At 55.2% G+C, this 14,433-nt stretch carries 12 protein-coding genes and 1 pseudogene; 5 read left to right on the top strand and 8 right to left on the bottom strand.

The window, feature by feature from the left end; translation table 11 throughout:
* The first annotated feature begins 19 nt into the window (after window positions 1–19).
* Window positions 20–973: a GlxA family transcriptional regulator gene (locus NR795_RS17040; protein WP_144818338.1), complete on the top strand. Its 954-nt coding sequence runs from the start codon at window positions 20–22 to the stop codon at window positions 971–973.
* On the opposite strand, the gene NR795_RS17035 is transcribed toward NR795_RS17040, so the two are convergent.
* From NR795_RS17035 to NR795_RS17005, 7 genes are all read right to left on the bottom strand, one after another.
* Window positions 943–1,950 (bottom strand): cytochrome d ubiquinol oxidase subunit II, encoded by a 1,008-nt coding sequence (locus NR795_RS17035; protein ID WP_257758829.1) that lies wholly within the window; start codon window positions 1,948–1,950, stop codon window positions 943–945. The genes NR795_RS17040 and NR795_RS17035 overlap by 31 nt on opposite strands.
* Window positions 1,943–3,355 (bottom strand): cytochrome ubiquinol oxidase subunit I, encoded by a 1,413-nt coding sequence (locus NR795_RS17030; RefSeq protein WP_257758828.1) that lies wholly within the window; start codon window positions 3,353–3,355, stop codon window positions 1,943–1,945. Before NR795_RS17030 ends, NR795_RS17035 begins: the two co-directional genes overlap by 8 nt.
* A gap of 17 nt (window positions 3,356–3,372) precedes the next feature.
* Window positions 3,373–3,870 carry a DUF1641 domain-containing protein gene (locus NR795_RS17025; protein WP_257758827.1) on the bottom strand — a complete coding sequence of 166 codons (498 nt, stop codon included), beginning with the start codon at window positions 3,868–3,870 and terminating at the stop codon, window positions 3,373–3,375.
* On the bottom strand, window positions 3,870–6,842 hold the full coding sequence (gene fdhF / locus NR795_RS17020; RefSeq protein WP_257758826.1) for a formate dehydrogenase subunit alpha: 2,973 nt from the start codon (window positions 6,840–6,842) through the stop codon (window positions 3,870–3,872). The genes NR795_RS17025 and fdhF overlap by 1 nt, the downstream gene beginning before the upstream one ends.
* 183 nt (window positions 6,843–7,025) lie before the next feature.
* Entirely contained in the window at window positions 7,026–8,294 is a 1,269-nt protein-coding gene (locus NR795_RS17015) for an MFS transporter (protein ID WP_144818348.1), read from the bottom strand.
* Between the two features lie 363 nt (window positions 8,295–8,657).
* Window positions 8,658–9,059, bottom strand: a complete 402-nt coding sequence (locus NR795_RS17010) for a hypothetical protein (protein ID WP_144818350.1) — start codon at window positions 9,057–9,059, stop codon at window positions 8,658–8,660.
* Window positions 9,060–9,070: 11 nt separating this feature from the next.
* Window positions 9,071–9,424 carry a hypothetical protein gene (locus NR795_RS17005; RefSeq protein WP_144818352.1) on the bottom strand — a complete coding sequence of 118 codons (354 nt, stop codon included), beginning with the start codon at window positions 9,422–9,424 and terminating at the stop codon, window positions 9,071–9,073.
* 175 nt (window positions 9,425–9,599) lie between these two features.
* On the opposite strand from NR795_RS17005, the gene bla reads away from it, so the two are divergent.
* On the top strand, window positions 9,600–10,454 hold the full coding sequence (bla, locus tag NR795_RS17000; protein ID WP_374544364.1) for a class A beta-lactamase: 855 nt from the start codon (window positions 9,600–9,602) through the stop codon (window positions 10,452–10,454).
* 215 nt (window positions 10,455–10,669) lie between these two features.
* Entirely contained in the window at window positions 10,670–12,079 is a 1,410-nt protein-coding gene (locus tag NR795_RS16995; protein ID WP_257758825.1) for an FRG domain-containing protein, read from the top strand.
* A 390-nt stretch (window positions 12,080–12,469) separates the two neighbouring features.
* Here NR795_RS16995 and NR795_RS16990 read toward each other — a convergent pair.
* A pseudogene (locus NR795_RS16990) lies at window positions 12,470–12,565 on the bottom strand (transcriptional regulator); the annotation flags it as partial.
* Window positions 12,566–12,704: 139 nt separating this feature from the next.
* Between NR795_RS16990 and NR795_RS16985 the strand changes: the two are divergent.
* A complete protein-coding gene (locus NR795_RS16985; protein ID WP_257758824.1) occupies window positions 12,705–13,334 on the top strand; it encodes a hypothetical protein in 630 nt (209 codons plus the stop codon).
* Window positions 13,318–14,406 (top strand): ImmA/IrrE family metallo-endopeptidase, encoded by a 1,089-nt coding sequence (locus NR795_RS16980; protein WP_023181609.1) that lies wholly within the window; start codon window positions 13,318–13,320, stop codon window positions 14,404–14,406. The genes NR795_RS16985 and NR795_RS16980 overlap by 17 nt, the downstream gene beginning before the upstream one ends.
* Window positions 14,407–14,433 lie beyond the last annotated feature (27 nt).

The raw sequence follows: 14,433 nt of genomic DNA, 5'->3' as shown, positions 1-14,433 counted from the left end.
TTCTCGGTAAGGTGACACGATGCACAGGATTGGTTTAATTATTTCCGATAATTTTCAGATGCTGGCCCTCTCAACGCTCACCGTTTTTGAGTTTGCCAATATTGTGGCGGGGGAGAGTTTCTACCAGACGGCGGTCTATTCCGAACATGGAGGAACGGTGCGCTCATCGTCGGGAATTGGCGTCGATAGTGCGCCGTTATCCGCTGAGGTGCAGATGGACACCTGGCTGCTGGCGGGCGTACTGATGCCTACCGAGCAGCCTGCCACGCCGGGTCTTATCGCTTTTCTCCAGACCTCCGCCCATCAGGCGCGGCGAGTTGCAGGCATATGTACCGGTGCGTTCGTGCTGGCCCAGGCGGGCCTGCTGGAGAGACGCCGCGCCACCACCCACTGGGCGCATGCTCCCAGCATGAAGCGGCTGCATCCGGCCGTGCAGCTTGATGATGACCGCATCTTTATTATCGATGAGGCGTTCTGGACCTCGGCGGGTCTCACCGCCGGACTGGATATGGCGCTGGGAATGGTAGAGAAAGATTTAGGGGCAGACGTGGCCCGTGGCGTGGCGCACCGGCTGGTGATGAACCAGCGCCGCTCCGGCGGTCAAACCCAGCACTCGGAGATGCTGGCCCTGGCTCCCCGCTCCGACCGGCTGCAAAGTGCGCTGGAGTATGCCCGTAACAACCTGCGCAAGCCGCTGACGGTGGATGATTTAGCGGATGCCGTGCATCTCAGCGCCCGTCAGCTGACGCGTCTGTTTCGCGCCGAGACAGGTAAATCTCCCGCCAAGGCGATTGAGGGGCTGCGCCTTGAGGCGGCCCGACTGATGATCGAGCAGGGTCGTTTAACCCTCGATGCTATCGCCCGGGAGTCTGGCTTTCGCGACCGTCGCCATATGCGTGAAGTTTTCGTTCGCGGCTACGGCGTGCCGCCGCAGGCGCTGCGTCAGGGGCGATCCGCATCGCGGGCGGCGTGAATTTTTCCGCGGAAGATCCAGAAGCCCCAGCTATTGTAGAGAAGCGTAATCGGTACAAATGTGCCGAAGGCGATAAGCATCAGCTTTTGCGTGGCGGGCGGGGCGGCGGCCTGGGTCAGCAGCAGGCCGGGCGGCAGAATGAACGGAAACACCGCCAGCAGCATGGCCCCAAACGCGGCGCAAAAGAGCGTGAGCGCCATAGCCAGCGGCAAGAATTCACGTTTGTGGCGTAGCGCGAGGATAAATCCCGCCAGCGCCAGCAGGGCGATAAGCGCCAGCGGCCCGCTGTAGCGCCATGCCAGCAAATGTAGCCGATAATTCTCATGAAGCTGCGTTGTCCAGATAACCAGCCCGGCCAGCAGCGCGGTGGTAAACAGCGCCAGCCGTATCGCCTGGCGTCGGCTCCATGCGGCCAGCTCGCCTTCGCAGCGCCACACCAGCCAGCAGGCACCGAGCAGCGCATACCCCACGGTGAGTGAAACCGCGCAGTAGAGCGAAAACGGTGAAAGCCACGCCAGAGGGCCACCGGTGAACTGTTCGCCGTTATGCGCTACTCCCTCAATCCATGCCCCCATTGTCGCACCCTGGCTCAGCGATACCATCCAGGAGCCGCCGATAAACAGCGCGTCGAACAGCGCCGGGTGCTGATGACGGAACTCTATCGCCATGCCGCGCACGATCAGCGCCAGCAGCATGATATAGACCGGTAGATAGAGGGCGCTGTAAAGGATGCTGAAGGCGACCGGGAAAAGCGCCAGCATCGCGCCTGCGGTCAGCACCAGCCAGGTTTCGTTCCCGTCCCATACCGGCAGAAGAGAGATGTTCATCTGCTGGCGCGCCTGCGGCGGCTGAAACGGCGCGAGGAGGCCGACGCCGAGATCGGTGCCGTCCAGCACCACGTAAACCAGCACACCGAAGGCCAGAGCGATGGCACTAAGCAGCGTTAACGGTGGCATAGAAAGGATGGCCTCAAGCATCGTAGCGTCCCCTTATACTCTGCGGCGTGATACCGCGTCCGGTCTGCTCCGCCACTTCCGCATTCGGCTCTCTTTCATCGTGCGACGGCGGCCTGCCAAGCAGACGCAGCAAAAACCACAGCCCGATGGCAAAGATAAGCAGATACACGATCAGAATGGCAAAAAACGAGGTCAGCACCAGCGAGGGAGCAACAGGGGAAACGCTGTGTGCGGTGCGCAGCACGCCGTAAACCGTCCAGGGTTGGCGTCCGGTCTCGGTCACAAACCACCCGGCGAGCATGGCGAAAAAGCCCGCTGGCGCCATCCATACCATGCCGCGTTGTAGTTTTTGAGAAGTCCATAGCCTGCCGCGCAGGCGCGCGATCAGCCCGGCCGCGCCGAAAAAGAGCATCAGCAGCCCAAGCCCTACCATCGCGCGAAACGCAAAGAACACGCCGGGCACCCAGGGACGTTCATCGCGCGGATACTGGTTCAGGCTGTGAATGGTGCCGGTGAGGTTGTGGCGCAGGTAGAGCGAGCCGATATTTGGAATAGCCAGTTCAAAGTGGTTGCGCTGCGCCTGCATATCCGGAATGGCGAAAAGCCGCAGCGGCTCGCCTTCGCCGGGCGGCGGTGGGTTCCAGCTACCTTCCATTGCCGCCAGCTTCACCGGCTGATGGTCGCGCGTGTTTTCACCATGCAGATCGCCTACCACCACCTGAATCGGGGTGATGACCAGCAGCAGCCACAGGCCCCAGGAGAACATAAGCCGCGCGCCACGGTTATCCGGACGTCTTAGCAGGTGCCAGGCTCCTGCGGCGGCGACAAGGCAGGCGGTGGCAAGCATCGCCGCCAGCGTCATGTGGACAAAACGCCAGGGGAAAGAGGGATTAAAGATCACCGCCCACCAGTCGATGGGCTGAAAACGGCCATCCGCCCCGGTGATAAAACCCGCGGGCGTCTGCATCCAGGAGTTAGCAGAGAGGATCCAGAAGGCGCTGAAGATCGACCCGACGGCCACCATGCAGGTGGCGAAAAAGTGCACCCAAGGGCGCACCTTGCCCATACCGAAGAGCACCACCCCCATAAAGCCAGCTTCAAGGAAAAAGGCGACCAGCACCTCCATGTACATCATCGGCCCCATAACTGCACCGGCACGGTTTGCCAGCGCGCCCCAGTTGGTGCCGAACTGAAACTCCATCAGCACGCCGGTTACCACGCCCACCGCGACGTTCAGCGCGAATACCTTGCTCCAGTATTCGTAGAGATCGCGATAAACGCGCTGTTTACGCCACAGCCACATCCCCTCCAGCAGCATCAGCCACTGGGCGAGGCCGATGGTGAAGGCCGCCAGCACAATGTGAAAGCCGATGGTAAAGGCGAACTGACTGCGTGCCAGCCACAAAGCCGTCTCCTGGCTTAACATGCATCCTCCACGGAAGCTTAAGCGTCGCTGGGTTTGCCGCTAAACGAGGAGATGGGCTTGTCCACCTCCTCCTCCATCCGGCGCGAAAAGGCCTTCATGCCGTTAAGCAGCGGCATGAGAGAGTGCCAGAGCTCGTCGTCATGCAGCATCTTCCAGGCACCGCGCGCCCCCGGTGCACTGCCGTTCGCGCTTTGCGACTGCTCTTCCTCATGGCCTTCGCGGCTCAGTTCGGCCATAAAATCCCGCAGGCCGAAGGCGAGCTTGTACATGCGCTCCGGCGGGATGGTAGAGAGCGCCATCAGCAGCACGGAGATATTCTGAATAACGTTCAGCGAGCCTTTGCGGCTCAGGCCGTCGACAATCACCTTGAGCCAGTCGTTGTTGCTGGCCACCATGTCATTGGCCAGGCGCAGCACGCCATGCTCATGCAGCGTCTGCAGCAGACGCTGTAGTTCTTCCTCGGCGGTGGGGCCGATGACTGGCGGCTCCACCTGATAATCAATCGCTTTAGCCATTAAAATTTCTCCGGATGCGGGGCCTGTTCAGGCGGTAGGCGATAGTCGTCGCGCTGCCACTTCTCCTCAACCTGCACGTGCGGTATCGGCGTGCGATTGCCGTAGCGGAAGTTGTGCCGCGGCAGCGGGGAAGGGTGCGGCTCGCGTGAAAGCTTCTCCAGCCGGATAGCGATCTCTTTATAGGCCGGGGTGTTGACGTCCGGGTCGTGATGTTCGCCCGTCAGCAGGTTAATGCCCGGCTTGCCCTGGTGAATAGAGATAAACAGCGTGCCGCCCGCCACGCGATCGGTGACGACCACGGGCACTTCGAGCGAGCCGCGCCGCGAGGTGAGTTGCACCCAGTCGCCCTCTGCAAGGCCACGCTCGGCGGCAAGCTCAGGGCTAATTTCCACAAACCAGTCCGGTGACAGCGAGGTCGTGCGCCCACCGCGCCCGCTCTGGTTGGTTGCCTGGAAATGCTCCAGCATGCGGCCGTTGTTGAGCGTCAGGTCGTACTGCTGATCGGGGACTTCCTGCGGCGGCTGCCACGCAAGCGGGTAAAGCACAGCGCGCTTGTCGGGGAATTTAAAACCGTCGGTATACAGCAGTGGCGTGCTCTCGCCATCGGGCTTCACCGGCCAGAGCTGCGAATTCCACCCTTCGAGCCGCTCGTAGCTAACCCCTGCAAAAATAGTGGCGATGCGCGCCGCTTCGGCCATGATCTGCGACGGATGCGTATAGCCCCAGTCGTGTCCCATGCGGGCGGCAAGCTCGGTGAGAATACGCCAGTCCGGTCGGCTATCACCAAGCGGCTTCAGCGCCTCGTAAAAGCGCTGAATGCGCCGCTCGGTGTTGACGTAGGTGCCCTCTTTTTCCACGCTGGGGCAGGCTGGCAGCACCACGTCGGCGAACTGCGCCGTGCGGCTGAAGAAGAGATCCTGCACCACCAGAAAATCGAGGTTGGTAAAACCCTCGTGAACGCTGGTAGTGTCGGCGTCGGCAAAGGAGGTCTCTTCGCCAATCACATACATGGCGCGAATTTGTTTCGTGCGCGCGTGTTGAACCATCTCGAAGTTATCCGAGCCCGCCTCCAGCGACAGCCGCTCCGGCTCGACGCCCCAGGCGCGCGCCCACTTCTCGCGCACGCTCTCATCGGTTACCGACTCGTAGCCGGGGTAGTAATCTTTCAGGCAGCCGAAGTCGCTCGCCCCCTGCACGTTGTTGTGGCCGCGCATCGGGTAGCCGCCGGTGCCGGGCCGGCCATAGTTGCCGGTCACCAGCAGCAGGTTAGAGAGCGCGGTGCTGGCATCGGCACCGTGGCTGTGCTGGGTAATACCCATCGCCCAGACGATGCAGACGGCGCTTGCCTTACCGATCAGCTCTGCGGCGGCAGTGAGTTCTTCAATGGCAAGCCCCGTGATCTCCGCGGCGAATTCCAGCGTGAAGGGCGCCAGCGACTGGCGATACTCCTCCACCTGGTTGACCCGCTCAGCCAGAAACGCCTCGTCGGCATAGCCGTTATCAAACATATAGCGGGCCATCGCCGAGGCCCATACCATGTCAGTGCCGGAACGGGCGCGCAGGTGCAGGTCGGCGCGCTCGGCCATCTCATGACGGCGCGGGTCGACGACCAGCAGTTTCTGACCGTGATGCTTTTTCGCTGCTTTTAGCTTTGCGGCGATTACCGGGTGGTTTTCAGCTGTATTGCTGCCGACGATGATAACCAGGTCCGCCTTCTGCAGATCCTCTATCGTGCCCGCGTCGCCGCCGTAGCCTACGGTGCGGAATAACCCTTGGGTAGCAGGGTTCTGACAGTAGCGGGAGGAGTTATCCACGCTGTTGGTGCCGATAATTAGGCGAGCGATCTTCTGCGTCAGGTAGGCCTCTTCGTTGCTGCCTTTGCTGGAGCCGATAAAGCCGATGCTCTGCGGGCCGTGCTGGTCGCGAATATGCAGCAGGCGGCGCGCCACCAGCTCCAGCGCTTCGTCCCAGCTCGCTTCGCGAAAGCGGTCGTTTTCACGAATCAGCGGCGTGGTGAGACGCTCTTTATCGTTAATAAAATCCCAGGCAAATTTGCCCTTCACGCAGGTAGAGATGCCGTTGGCGGGGGCCTCGGCCATCGGCTGCACTTTTAGCACGTGACGGTCGCGGGTCCAGATCTCAAAGCTACAGCCTACGCCGCAATAGGTGCAGACGGTTTTGGTGCGCTTGATCTCCGGCTGACGCCAGTGCATGTCCATCACCGAAATACCGGTGACGATTTCCGCGCCGGTGCTGTTTTCTACCGCCTTCACCAGATCGATCATGGGCCGCTTAAGCGACTGTTTCATGCTGGTAAACGGCCCGGCGTCCGGCTGCATGGTTTTCTCAAGCAGCGCATTGCAGGGGCAGACGGTGACGCAGTGGCCGCAGCTGACGCAGCTCGATCCGGCGATGGTTTCGCCGCCATCCCACAGTACGCGCGGGTGTTCCATGGTGTAGTCGATGCTTAGCGTTTCGTTCACTTCCACGTTCTGGCACGCCTCTACGCAGCGGCCGCAGAGAATGCACTGGTCGGGATCGTAGGTGTAGAACGGGTTGGAGTGATCTTTCACGTAGGGCTTGCGCTGATATTCATAGCGCTGAATGGGGATATGCATATCCGCCATGGTGTTGTGCAGCGTGCAGTCGCCAGTATTGTGTTCGCAGACGGTGCAGTAGAGCTCATGCTTCGCCAGCAGGCGGTCCATTCCTTCGTGCTGTGCCGCCTCGGCAAGCGGCGTCCGGCTGGCTATCTCCATGCCTTCGGCGCTTTTAAGCGTGCAGCCGCGCACCAGTTCGCCATTGTATTCCACCCAGCAGACGTCGCAGGTTTGCATGGGTTCTAGAGAGGGGTGATAGCAAACATGGGGCAGTTTCAGGCCGCCCGCGGTCAGAAAATCGATTAGCGGGACGTTCGACGGGCCAGTAACCGGCCTCCCGTCGTAAAACAGGGTACACAGGGGTTCGCTCATTTTACTTCCTCAACCTTGCCAATCGCTATCGGCAAACCGCACCGCAGCAGAGTGAAGGCGTCTTTTCCCGCAGGACGCGCCTTCGTTATTGTCGTTTAAAGGTAGCTATGGTTAAGAGGGATCGCCAGGCGAGGAAGGTTTTCCTGACGGCGCCACCTGCCGCTACAGGTGGCGCATTTTTAGTCAGAACGTTTCTTGTGGGATCAGCGTTTGAGCAGGCGTTTTGAGCAGCACCCACAGCAGGATAGCGCCGACCACGTCGAAGCCGGAGAGCACGGCAAACAGGGGGCTAAAGCCGACGGTATCGGCAAGCGCGCCCACCACCAGGGCAAACAGGGTGCTCGCCGTCCAGGCCGCCATGCCGGTAAAGCCGTTAGCGGTCGCTACTTCGTTGGAGTCAAACATATCTGAAGAGAGGGTAATCAGCGCTCCGGAGAGCGACTGATGGGCAAACCCACCGACGCACAGCAGACCAATCGCCACCATCGGGCTGCCGAACAGCCCTACCAGGCCGGGCAGGATCATCAGCGCTGCGCCCATGGTCACCACCAGTTTACGGGAGACGATAATGTTAACGCCGAACAGTTTCTGGAACATTCCCGGCAGATAGCCGCCCACGATGCAGCCTACGTCGGCAAACAGCATTGGGATCCAGGCAAACATGGCGATATCCTTCAGGCTAAAACCGTAGGTGTGCACCATAAACAGCGGGATCCAGGCGTTAAAGGTTCCCCATGCTGGTTCGGCTAAAAAGCGCGGCAGCGCGATGCCCCAGAACTTACGCTGTTTCAGCAGATGGCCAATGCGCACCTTCTCCACATGCTCTTTCTCCGGCTGTCCACCGGTGATGTAGAGGTACTCTTCTTTGGAGAGGGATTTAGCCTTTGCCGGACGGTTATAGGTGAAGTACCAGCCCACCGCCCACAGCACGCTGGAGACGCCGACAATGATAAAGGCCAGCCGCCAGTCGCGCATAAAGATCGCCCAGGCCACCAGCGGAGGCGCAATCACCGCGCCAATAGAGGAGCCAACGTTAAAGTAGCCCACCGCCACCGAGCGCTCGCGATCCGGGAACCACTCGGTCACCGCTTTCAGTCCGGCGGGGATCATCGCGCTTTCGGCAAAGCCGCCGAGACCGCGGAAGAACGCCAGCCCCGTCCAGCTGGTAGAGAACGATGCGCCGATGCAGAACACGCCCCACAACACGCCAAAGATGGTGTAGCCCATTTTGGTGCCGAGTGAATCCAGGATATACCCCGCGATTGGCTGAGCGATGGTATAGCAGGCGGAGAAGGTAGCAATAATCCAGGAGTATTGCTGCGTAGTGATGTGCAGATCGTTTTGTAGCGTGGGGGCCGCCGCCGAAATGGTGTTTCTGGTTAAATAGCAAAGAACGGTACCGAGCGTTACCAGCGAAACCATAAACCAGCGCATATGACCTGTTTTGCGCATACATACCTCTTTTTTAATGCAATAGACTGGCTGACCGCTGCAGGGCAGCAGGCAAAGAATCGAATAGAGATAGAGAGGAAACGCGGCGCTACATAGAGCGTCGGTGAGTTATCAGCGCCCGGTCCTGGACTTGTATTTGTTATCTTGCTCACACTTCGCAGGCATGATGAACCGTTGTTTCACTATTTTTTGTGATCTAACTCAATTTAGGTGGCAAGTCGTGCCAGAGGCGTTTTGGTGTGTGATCGGCATCACACTTTAGAGGTAGGCAAGCGGTAGGTCGGGTAATGCGAAGCCGCCACCCGGCGTAAGAGAGAGTTAAGACTCTATCGCCAAAGGCGGATATAAAATCATCTGGCAGGGCTACTTTTTAGCAGAGCGTTTTATCCATGCGGCGCGCATGATGGGCATAAACGTCGGCGGGATGATACCCATTTTCGGTAGTGGGATTGTGACCGTGACGCCAGGTGATGAATGAAACCACACGTCGTTAAAAGGCAGTTTTTGAAGCCTGTTCAGATCGAACTTAGTCGGAACTTCTAGTCCGGCCGTATCCAGTTGGTCATCAATGACAAACTCACCGTCGTAAACTTTACCGATCTGAGACGTTCCATAGGTAATAAGCACCGCGTGAAGGTCGGTAAACACGTTCAGGACAAGCCCAGGACGCGGATACGGCCCCGGGTTGCCTAAGTCCTCATCATGAGGAAATTTGCACCAGAGAATATCTCCAGCTGCCGGTAAAGGATTAAAGTTATGAGCCATATGCTTCCTGCTTATTTAAATAATGGCGAATCCAGGTCTTCGTCTGTGATTTCCATGCCAGACAGTCGGGTAATGGTGGCGTGCTGTTTGTCGGTCAGCGGGCCGTTATCCAGTTCGTAAGCCGGTAATACGTCGTGTGCCAGGTAGCGCAACGCTTTATGAACGAGTTCAGTCTGGTTAAGCTCCAGCGCCTCCATAAGGCGAGTGAAGGTTTCTTCGCTTACGCCGTACTCGTTGTCACGTGCGCGCAGCTGGAAAAGGAACTTTTTCGGCGCAGCCGGTGCAGGGGTTTCCGCCTTGCTTTTAACGTTGCGTGGACGGCGTTTAGCGGTCGCAATCGCGTTAGTTGCAGAACCAGGAGCCATGATTTACCTCTCTCTTGTGACTATATAGAAAGTATATAACAGAAGTGTGATATTTTCTATATAGATTGTATATGGCCAAAATGATCCTCGTAGTTTCATCTCTCACACTCCACCGTAGCGTGAGGCGAAGTATGGTAATGTCATGGCATAGCGAGTGACGGTAAGGAATTCTGATGTGAAGCGCACTATCGGCGGGGTACTGTTTCTTCTTTTCGCGCTGTGCCAGTCGGCTCATGCAATCAACACTGAAGGGCTACAGGCCTTCCTGAAGCAGGAGGAGATACGGCTGCCGGGTAAGATTGGCATGTCCATCGTCAACGCCGACGGCCAGCCGATCTTTGGCTATCGCCAGAGCGAACGCTTCCCCTTAACCAGCACTTTTAAAGTTCTCGCCTGCGCCGCGCTACTTGATCGTCTGCACAAGACCGCTGGCTTGCTGGATGAGACGGTCACCATTAAACCTGACGAGCTGCTGAGCTACTCTCCGATCACCAAAAACTACGTTGCTCCGGCGACCATTACGCTGCAAACCCTGTGTTCGGCGGCGGTGAGCTATAGCGATAATACGGCGGGCAACAGCATTCTGACTTACCTTGGCGGTCCTGATGCAATAACGCGTTTTATGCGTGAGAGTGGCGACGACGTCACCCGATTGGATCGCACCGAGCCGACCCTCAATGAGGCCACGCCAGGGGACGAGCGCGATACCTCCACGCCGGAACGTATGGCATCCGGGCTGCATACGCTGCTGGCGACGCCGCGTTTAACTGCGCCGCACCGGGAGATGCTGGAGCAGTGGATGCGGGATGACAAGGTGGCCGACAACCTGCTGCGCGCCGCTCTGCCCGAGGGCTGGGCCATCGCGGATAAAACGGGTGCAGGCGGCTACGGCTCAAGGGCGATTATTGCTGCGGTCTATCCCAAGGGGGCACAACCTGTCTATATGGCGATCTACATCACTCAGACTGATGCCGAGATGAAGGTGAGCGACGGAGTGATTAAAAAGATTGGGGAGCGGGTATTTCGGTGATCGGGAAATAAGAGAGATAACGCGAAAGGAGGTACGCTGCCGCATGTATACACTGGGAACCTTATGCATCCCTTATCAGTGAAGCTCAGTTGAATAATGAGGTTACAGGGCACCGTAACTATACGAAGATGTCCTGGCATTAGGCTTACGGTCCATTACCAGCAGGGATTTCCTGTTTATTCAAAGCTCTTACAGGAATAAAGTTATCTCACCATATGCTCAATGATGAACATGAAGGGAAGCCCGTGATAAATCTGATAATGAAAGTGAGTGATGAAGACTGGAACGTTCCCGTGGGCCAGCTTGCCCACAGCTCGATGCCCCTGAGTCGTTATCTGGAATACACGAATGACAGACTCTCGATCATCTACAGAGAAGTGAATAAAACGGTCCTCGATAAACTTAAGCTCATACCCTGCCTGCTGATGACTGAGTTTGTGAATGAACAGAACCTGGATGGACGGTCGCGCCTGGTATCCAATATCCGGGTGGGTATGCTTGAGAGTGTAGCAGTCAAAGGGAAAAATTTAGAGTATGCAGTCCGCATCGATTATGACTACGAGAAAGTGACAGTCGATAACTTCAAATTGCTGGGTGATCGGTTCTTCTTTCATCTATTTGAAACGTCGAGGACCCACTGGGCCATCAAGGAAGTCAGCCTTCCTGAAGTCATGAATGCTTTTGGGTTAAGACTTCCGACACCCCCGCTTGCCAACGTTCCTCCGCCGCCGCCGCCAGGATTGTATGAACGCGAGCAGAGTGTGACGTCGGTAGAGGCGTTCCTGCAGAAAATAAATGAATTTAAGGCTCAGGAAGGGCAGGAAGTCTTTTACCGCGGACACAGCGACTATAAGTACAAGCTGGAGCCTTCCCTCTTTCGTGAAGAGGAGGCCGTGCCTCTCTATAGGCATAAAGAAAAGAACATGATTAATGAGATCCTGACGGCCCATCCGGCTGAATTTTATCAGGACCATTTCATGATAGATAAGCTGGTTCGCATGCAGCACTACGGTCTGCCAACCCGCCTGCTGGACGTCACAGCCAATCCGCTGGTCGCCCTCTATTTCTGCTGCGCGGACATGCTCGATAAAAACGCGGAGGAAGAGAAAACAGGGGATGTGAAAATTTTTACCGTCCAGGCGGACGACATCAAGTTTTATAACTCTGACACCGTAAGTTGCATCACTAACTTGTCCCTGCTTAGTATGGAAGATAAAAATAAAATCATTCCGGAAACTGACATTCCGATTCATCTTCGAAACAAAAAATCTACGGAAATGAAGAGGCTAATTCATTTCATCCGCTCCGAAAAACCATACTTCGAAGACGCAATACGTCCAGGCGACTTGAGCCGTATCCTTTTTGTGCGCGGGAGAATTGCCAACCAGAGGATTTCATCCCAGTCCGGTGCATTTCTGCTTTTCGGGCATGAGGCTGTCCTGCCGGATACCGGCCACAGCGGTCTTAAGGTAGACCGAATCTATATCAGCAACAAGAAAGCGATCCTGCAGGAACTTAGCAGGCTTAATATCAAACCCAGTACCATCTACCCCGGTATTGAAGAGACGGCGAGAGAAATTGCCCGCAGAACGAAGGGTGAAGAGATCCTTAACCGGCTAAAATGAAAAAAGCCGCTTGTGCGGATCAGGTGATATAACCAAGACGCGGTGATTGCGGTTTGTCGCCAGGCGATGCAGTACCGCCATTGCCCAGGCCTATGAAGTGCCAATGCCAAGTGCGTGGTTGATGTTAACCCGTATAGACATTACAACGGCACGGAGCATGCGATGCTGAGCATAAGTCGGCTGCGGAGAGAAAAATTCTCCAGCAAACAGGTCTGCCGCTACGTAGTCAGACTTTAAAGTACTAAGCACCAGCGCGCCTACGTTGCGCGAGCGTTTCAGGGCGATGTTTTCCGGGATTCGGACGTTAAACCTTGGCAGCAAGTTACTTTCTAGATGGAGACACATAGTCGTTCCATATAACCAAGCTTGCTCAATCATCTGAGCGGCCTAGGAAGGAATATGCGGGGATAAGCGGTAGTGAACCCACTTGCCCTGTTTGCTATCCAGCAATAGTCCACTTTCCCGGAGTTTTTCCAGATGGTGGGAGGTTTAAACAAAAAAATAAATAATAAAAACAATCAGTTAATTTTGGCTGGAATGAAAATTGGAATATTTTGTTGTAAAAAATGTTGTTGGGCTCTATCCTTCATAGTGACATTTCACAATAAATTTTTAGAGATCCTCTATGTCTTTAATCAATAAAGAAGAAGCCCATTTAATATGCTGTCCTTACTACAACACCTTAACTTCTGTTTTCGATAATGCTTGGAAAAACTGGATTCAAAACGATATTGCCCGTCGCCTGGTCGACAAACGAGTGCGCTCAGCAGTGCTCCGAAACGATGCCTTATTTTTTTTGAAGGACCAGATTGAAACTGCAGAAATTGAAGGTATTAAGTACGTAAAGATGCCTCATCAAGTGGGATTTTTGATTCAAGATCGCTATTTTGTGAGGATCAAAAAAGGGGACAAGAGCCTTCGTTCTTCTAACTATCCGACGCAAAGAGCATTGGATTTCCACAACCCTGATATTGACATGTTTGGTGGTCTAATTCGATTAGAGCTGCTTTACATACTTAGTGACGACTGTGTAGGAATTGATAAAATCGTCCTTACTCAGCGCAACGGGAAATTTGTTGCATGGGCAATTGATATAACAGATGAAAATCTGTACGACTTGCCTGTACACGAGCTTGAAGTGAACATACCCCAACCTCAGCCTGTTACAAAAAATGTTTCACCTGCGAAAAGTGTTGTGAAACCGAAACGGGTTAGAAAGACAGAACCGAAGGTAGAAAATGGTCGTGGAGATTAAGTCAGCAGCCACCGTACGCCCAGAGATGATTGAGTTGCGTCGGAAAATGTTGGGTATGAGCCAAAAGGATTTGGCTCATCGTGTAGCCCTGTCTCAAGGTACGTTGTCCAAAATTGAACAAGGGCTTAAATCTGCAACTGAAGACCAAGTCCGCAGTATTGCGGAAGCGCTTAACTGTCCCGTCGAGTTTTTCATGATGTCAGAAAGGCTTTATGGTGGACCAATCAGTGCAAACCCGATGTACCGTAAAAAAGCATCTGTCAGCATGAAAGTGCTGGACAAACTTGTTGCTGAAGTGAATGTACGTATTGCTCATCTCAGGAAGCTGTTGCAGTTCGTTGAGTTCGAGCCCGAATATGAGCTCCCTTACTACGATCCTGAAGACTACGAAGAAAATATCGAACAAATTGCTCGTAATGTCCGTACTGCGTGGCATATCCCACGTGGGCCGATAAAAAACCTTGTTGAGGTACTGGAAAGAGCAGGCATCATTATCATTGATTGCGATATGGAAGATACTGGACTTTCAGGGCTAAGTTACAAAGTGGCGGGATTACCACCATTAATCTTTATAAATAAAAATCAGCCAGTTGATAGGTACAGATTTACTCTAGCCCATGAGCTGGGTCATTTAGTGATGCACCGGGCCCCCACTCCAACGATGGAGGATGAAGCCAACGCTTTTGCTGCAGAATTGCTTATGCCCGCCTCTGATATTTATAACGATTTACGAAATATCAGTATCGAAAAAGCCGCTGCCCTTAAACCATTTTGGCGGACTTCAATGGCTGCGTTGTTCTATAGAGCAAAAACGCTAAAAGCGATTACGGCAGGCCAAAGCGATTGGATTTGGCGGCAAATGTCCATTAAACGTTACAAAATAGATGAGCCTGTAAAACTCGATGTAAACGGGGAAACACCAACATTACTGAACGCAATAATTGATCATACGAAAGACGAGCTAGGGTATGACCAAAGCGAACTTGCATCCATTTTCAATTTATTCCTTCCCGAGGTTATGCGGCTGTATGCTTTGGGAGTTCAAAACCAACATTTACGGCTGGTAAATTAATCATTTATGGCTGAGAGTTATTGCTCA

It is taken from the genome of Pseudescherichia sp. L3, assembly GCF_024656065.1.
GTDB lineage: Bacteria > Pseudomonadota > Gammaproteobacteria > Enterobacterales > Enterobacteriaceae > Pseudescherichia.
This window is presented reverse-complemented; position numbering and strand designations above follow the sequence as displayed.

What these genes read in the sequence shown, in the direction of transcription:
- NR795_RS17005 (WP_144818352.1), bottom strand. Translation starts at nt 9,424, where the DNA reads ATGGCTCCTGGTTCTGCAACTAACGCGATTGCGACCGCTAAACGCCGT.
- NR795_RS17015 (WP_144818348.1), bottom strand. Translation starts at nt 8,294, where the DNA reads ATGCGCAAAACAGGTCATATGCGCTGGTTTATGGTTTCGCTGGTAACG.
- NR795_RS17025 (WP_257758827.1), bottom strand. Translation starts at nt 3,870, where the DNA reads ATGGCTAAAGCGATTGATTATCAGGTGGAGCCGCCAGTCATCGGCCCC.
- NR795_RS17040 (WP_144818338.1), top strand. Translation starts at nt 20, where the DNA reads ATGCACAGGATTGGTTTAATTATTTCCGATAATTTTCAGATGCTGGCC.
- NR795_RS17030 (WP_257758828.1), bottom strand. Translation starts at nt 3,355, where the DNA reads ATGTTAAGCCAGGAGACGGCTTTGTGGCTGGCACGCAGTCAGTTCGCC.
- NR795_RS17010 (WP_144818350.1), bottom strand. Translation starts at nt 9,059, where the DNA reads ATGGCTCATAACTTTAATCCTTTACCGGCAGCTGGAGATATTCTCTGG.
- NR795_RS16980 (WP_023181609.1), top strand. Translation starts at nt 13,318, where the DNA reads ATGGTCGTGGAGATTAAGTCAGCAGCCACCGTACGCCCAGAGATGATT.
- NR795_RS16995 (WP_257758825.1), top strand. Translation starts at nt 10,670, where the DNA reads ATGCTCAATGATGAACATGAAGGGAAGCCCGTGATAAATCTGATAATG.
- NR795_RS16985 (WP_257758824.1), top strand. Translation starts at nt 12,705, where the DNA reads ATGTCTTTAATCAATAAAGAAGAAGCCCATTTAATATGCTGTCCTTAC.
- NR795_RS17035 (WP_257758829.1), bottom strand. Translation starts at nt 1,950, where the DNA reads ATGCTTGAGGCCATCCTTTCTATGCCACCGTTAACGCTGCTTAGTGCC.
- fdhF (WP_257758826.1), bottom strand. Translation starts at nt 6,842, where the DNA reads ATGAGCGAACCCCTGTGTACCCTGTTTTACGACGGGAGGCCGGTTACT.